Source organism: Pseudomonas antarctica, from assembly GCF_900624995.1.
In the GTDB taxonomy this organism is placed as follows: domain Bacteria; phylum Pseudomonadota; class Gammaproteobacteria; order Pseudomonadales; family Pseudomonadaceae; genus Aquipseudomonas; species Aquipseudomonas antarctica.
The window spans coordinates 1-4,736 of record NZ_UYXQ01000200.1 but is presented as its reverse complement, the minus strand read 5'-3'; the positions used below and the strand labels follow the sequence as shown (position 1 = coordinate 4,736).

The following is a 4,736-nucleotide window of genomic DNA, read 5'->3' as shown; positions in this document are numbered from 1 at the left end:
TGGACTACCTGGGCCGGGTTGACCACCAAGTGAAAATCCGTGGTTTTCGTATCGAGCTGGGTGAAATCGAAGCCCGCTTGCGTGAACAGGACAGCGTCGGTGAAACCGTGGTGGTGGCCCAGGAAGGGCCGACCGGCAAGCAACTGGTGGCGTATGTCGTGCCGGCCGATCCCGCGCTGATCAACCAGGCCGAGTTCCGCGACGCTTTGCGCCGAGGCCTCAAGACCCGCCTGCCGGATTACATGGTGCCTACGCACTTCATGTGCCTGGCGCAGATGCCGCTGACCCCCAATGGCAAGCTCGACCGCAAGGGCTTGCCCGCACCGGATGCGAGCTTGATGCAGCAACGCTATGTGGCCCCCGAAACTGAACTGGAACAGCAAGTGGCGGCGATCTGGGCCGACGTGTTGCGCCTGCCGCAAGTGGGGCTGGACGACAACTTCTTCGAAGTCGGCGGCCATTCCTTGCTGGCGATCCAGATTACTTCGCGGGTTCAGGTCGAGTTGGGCCTGGACGTGCCCTTGGTCGAAGTGTTCCAGACCGAAACGCTGCGCGCCTATGTGCAGGCCGCAGCCACCTTGCGCGCCGGCAGCGCGGAAGACTTTGATGATCTTCGTGACTTTTTGAGCGAACTAGAGGCGATTTGAACCATGCTTTCCAACCCTAATATCGATCTGGTCTCGCGCTTCCTTCGCCTGCCGCTTGAACAACGTCAGCAGTTTTATCAGCGCCTGCAAGCGCGCGGCATGAGCTTCGCGCAATTGCCGATTGCGCCGACCCGACATGCTGTGGATGCAGTGCCCTTGTCTTACGCCCAGGAACGCCAGTGGTTTCTCTGGCAGTTGGACCCTGATAGCGCCACCTACCACATTCCGGGCGCACTGCGCCTGCAAGGCCAGCTGGACCTGGCAGCGTTGCAACACAGTTTTGACTGTTTGCTGGCGCGTCACGAAAGCCTGCGTACGCGCTTGGTGCAAGACGGTGAGCAGCTGTCGCAGGCGGTGATGCCTGAGGCCCGCGTTGAAATCGTGCTCAGGCGTACGGGCGAACAGCAACTGATGGCGCAGGTGGAAGCGGAGGTCGCGCGGCCTTTCGATCTGCTCCAGGCACCGCTGTTGCGCGTGACGCTACTGCAACTGGGTGACGATGAACATGTGCTGGTGATGGTGCAGCACCACATCATTTCCGATGGCTGGTCGATGCAGGTAATGGTCGAGGAACTCGTGCAGCTCTATGCCGCCTGTAGCCAGGGCCGAGCCCTGGAGTTACCGGACTTGCCGATCCAGTACGCTGACTATGCCCTGTGGCAGCGCGGCTGGATGGAAGCGGGGGAGAAGGCTCGTCAGTTGGCTTACTGGCAGGCCCTGCTGGGCGGCGAGCAACCTGTGCTGGAGTTGCCCCTCGACCACCCGCGACCGGCCCAACAAAGCCATCGCGGCAACAGCGTGCAGGTGCACCTGCCACCAGCACTGGTCAGCGGCATCAAGCGCCTGGCGCAGCAAGAGGGCGCCACCCCGTTCATGTTGCTTCTGGCTTCGTTCCAGACCTTGCTCTACCGCTACAGCGGGCAGTCGGACATCCGTGTCGGTGTGCCGATTGCCAACCGTAACCGTGTCGAAACCGAGCGGTTGATCGGCTTCTTCGTCAACACCCAAGTGCTCAAGGCTGACCTTGACGGGCAGATGACCTTCGTCGAGCTGCTGCAACAGACCAAGCGTCGCTCCCTGGAAGCCCAGGCCCATCAGGACTTGCCGTTTGAACAGTTGGTGGTGGCGTTGCAGCCCGAGCGCAGCTTGAGCCACAACCCGTTATTCCAGGTGATGTTCAACCACCAGACCGACGCCCAGGGCGGGCGCGAGGGCCAGCAATTACAGGGCTTGCGCGTCTCGGAGCTGGACTGGGACAGCCAGACCACACACTTTGACCTGAGCCTGGACACCCATGAATCCGCAGAAGGCATCTGGGCGGCGCTGACCTACGCCACCGACTTGTTCGACGCCGCAACGATTGAGCGTTTGGCGCAGCACTGGCAGAACCTGCTGCACGCGGTGGTGAGCGCACCGCACAGCCGTCTCAGCGACATCGCGATGCTCAGCGCCGCCGAACACGATGTGATACGCCAGCAATGGAACGCCCCGGCCACCGGCATCGAAGTGCACGCGGTGCATCAGCTGTTCGAAGTTCAGGCCGAGCAGCACCCGCAACGCCAGGCCTTGGCGCTGGATGAGCAGGCCATCAACTATGGCGAGCTGAATCGCCAGGCCAACCGGCTGGCCCACTACCTGATCGCCGAGGGCGTAGGCCCGGAAGTGCTGGTCGGTATCGCCGTGGAGCGCTCGTTTGCCATGGTGGTGAGCCTGCTGGCGGTGCTCAAGGCGGGCGGCGCCTACGTACCCCTCGACCCTGAATACCCGCGTGAGCGCCTTGTGCACATGCTCGAAGACAGTTGCGTGCGGCTGGTGCTGACTCAGTCTTCCCTGCGTGAACGCCTGCCGTTGCCTGAGCACGTGTCGGCCCTGGACATCGATTTAGCCGATGCTCAATTGGCGCAGTGCGCCGAGCACAATCCGCGGCTCGCCTTCGAACCGCGCAGCCTGGCTTATGTCATTTACACCTCAGGCTCTACCGGCAAGCCCAAGGGCGTGGCCATCAACCATGGCGCCTTGAGTGAGTTCGCGCGCATTGCCGCCGACTACTCGTGCCTGACTGCGGATGACCGGGTGTTGCAGTTCGCGACCTTGAACTTCGACGGTTTCGTCGAGCAGTTGTACCCGGCGCTGACCCTCGGTGCCACCGTGGTACTGCGCGGCCCGCAACTGTGGGACGGTGCCGAGCTGTACCGGCAGATTATCGTCCAAGGCATCACCCTGGCCGATTTGCCCACGGCCTACTGGAAACTCTTCTTGCAGGATTGCCTGGCGGCTGGCACCCGCGCTTACGGCGCACTGCGCCAGGTCCACATCGGCGGCGAAGCCATGCCGCTGGACGGCCCGGCGCTGTGGCGCCGCGCCGGGCTGGGGCGTGTACGCCTGCTCAATACCTACGGGCCTACTGAAGCGACCGTGGTGTCCAGCGTATTGGACTGCAGCGACGACGCCACCGTCATCGGCGCCAGCGCCAGCCCGATCGGCCGTGCGCTGGCCGGGCGTGGGCTGTATGTGCTGGACCGCGATTTGAATCTGCTGCCGGTCGGTGCGGTGGGCGAGCTGTACATCGCCAGTGAAAGCGGCCTGGCGCGTGCCTATTTGCAACAACCAGCGCTGACCGCCGAACGCTTTGTCGCCGCCCCCTTCGGCGGCTCGGGCGCGCGCCTGTACCGCACCGGTGACCTGGCACGCTGTCGCGCTGATGGAGTGATCGAGTACGTCGGGCGGGTCGACCATCAGGTAAAAATCCGTGGTTTTCGCATCGAGCTGGGTGAGATCGAGGCGTTGCTGCTGGCCCAGGCAGGCGTGCGCGAAACCCTGCTGCTGGCCGCTGATAATCAGTTGCTGGCCTATGTGGTGGCGGCGCAACCGTTATCCGAGCAAGAACAGTTGGCGGCCGGTGAGCAACTCAAGGCCAGCCTGCGCGAGCAGTTGCCGGATTACATGGTGCCGGCGCACCTGATCTTCCTTGCTCGCATGCCGTTGAACCCCAATGGCAAGCTGGACCGCCAGGCCCTGCCCAAACCGGATGCCACGGCGGTGCAAGCGGATTGGCAAGCGCCCCTCACCGCCCTGCAACAGCAGGTTGCCGCAATCTGGGCCGACATCCTCGGCACTGAGCGCGTGGGCCTGACGCAGCACTTCTTCGAACTGGGTGGGCATTCGCTGTTGGCGATGCAGGTGGTCTCGCGCATTCGCCAGGTCTTGAGCCTGGAAGTGCCGCTCAAAACCCTGTTCGAGCAGCCGCGCCTGGACGGGTTTGTCGCCGCCATTGAAGCCCATTCGCCAACCGCGCCGAAGGCACCGGCGCTGGTGCCAGTGGGGCGTGAGCAGCCGTTGCCATTGTCGTATGCCCAAGAGCGCCAGTGGTTTCTCTGGCAGCTGGAGCCGCAAAGCGCGGCGTATCACATACCCAGCGCCCTGCGTTTGAAAGGGCAACTGGACACGGCCGCGTTGCAGCGCAGTTTCGACACGCTGCTGGCCCGCCATGAAAGCCTGCGCACCCATGTGCGCCAGACACACGATGGCGCGGTACAGGTGATTGACCCGCTGGCATCGGTGCAGATGGCGCGTGCCGATGTCGTGGAAGCCCAGCTCAAGGCGCACGTGGAAGCCGAGATCGCCCAGCCGTTCGACCTGCAACAAGGCCCTTTGCTGCGCGTGACGCTGCTGCGATTGTCTGCTGACGAACATGTGTTGGTGCTGGTTCAGCATCACATCGTCTCCGATGGTTGGTCGATGCAATTGGTGGTGGAGGAGCTGGTGCAGCTGTACGCCGCTTACAGCCAGGGGCAGGACGTGCAATTGCAAGAGCTGCCGATTCAGTACGCTGACTATGCCGTGTGGCAACGCAAGTGGATGGATGCGGGCGAAAAAACTCGGCAATTGGCGTACTGGCGCGACGTATTGGGCGGTGAGCAGAGTGTGCTGGCGTTACCTTTCGACCACCCACGCCCGGCCGTGCAGAGCCACCGTGGTGCGCGCTTGGCGATCGAACTGGCCCCGACACTGGCCCACGACCTCAATCCCTTGGCCCCGCACCAAGGCGTGCCCCTGTTCATGCTGCTGCTGCCGCCGTGCCACACCTTG

General features: G+C 63.3%; 2 protein-coding genes. Both read left to right on the top strand.

Annotated features, from left to right (window positions below):
• Positions 1–647, top strand: a 647-nt coding sequence (locus tag E0F99_RS28985) for a phosphopantetheine-binding protein (protein ID WP_242626946.1), incomplete at its 5' end; no start/stop codon positions are given.
• A gap of 3 nt (positions 648–650) precedes the next feature.
• On the top strand, positions 651–4,736 hold a 4,086-nt coding region (locus E0F99_RS28980; protein WP_130909099.1), incomplete at its 3' end, for a non-ribosomal peptide synthetase.